General features: G+C 70.7%; 1 protein-coding gene. It reads left to right on the plus strand.

Annotation, left to right across the window (positions count from 1 at the left end):
• Positions 1-173 precede the first annotated feature (173 nt).
• Positions 174-502: alcohol dehydrogenase catalytic domain-containing protein (locus RCG67_RS17560; RefSeq protein ID WP_368828113.1), on the plus strand; the 329-nt coding region annotated here is incomplete at its 3' end.

Genomic DNA, 502 nt, shown 5'->3' on the forward strand with positions numbered 1-502 from the left:
GGATGTCCCCTGTCTCGCGTCGGTCCGGGAGCGGCCACCGAACCGGTGCCGGACCTCACTCTAGGCGGGGCGCAGCGCACATCCGGTGCAGCGGGGCGCGCGCTCTTCCCCGGAGCCCCGTCCCGGGGCATGCTCGGAGGACCGAGGAACCGCAGAGCAACGGAAGGACGACGATGAGAGCACACGTGCTCAGGAACGCCGGGGGAAGCTTCTCCCTCGAGGACCTCACCCAGAGCGCCCCGCAGGAGGGCGAGGTGCTGGTCCAGGTCGCCGCCTGCGGGGTGTGCCACACGGACCTCCACGTGATCAAGGGGGAGGTCGCCTTCCCCACGCCCTGCGTCCTGGGCCACGAGATCTCCGGCTGGGTGGAGCAGACCGGTCCCGGGGTCGAGGGACTGACGGAGGGGGACCGGGTGGTGTGCAGCTTCATCATGCCGTGCGGCACGTGCCGGCACTGCGCACGGGGCCACGAGGACCTGTGCGAGGAGTTCTTCGCCAAGAA

Source organism: Kocuria cellulosilytica (assembly GCF_040981245.1).
In the GTDB taxonomy this organism is placed as follows: Bacteria; Actinomycetota; Actinomycetes; order Actinomycetales; family Micrococcaceae; genus Kocuria; species Kocuria cellulosilytica.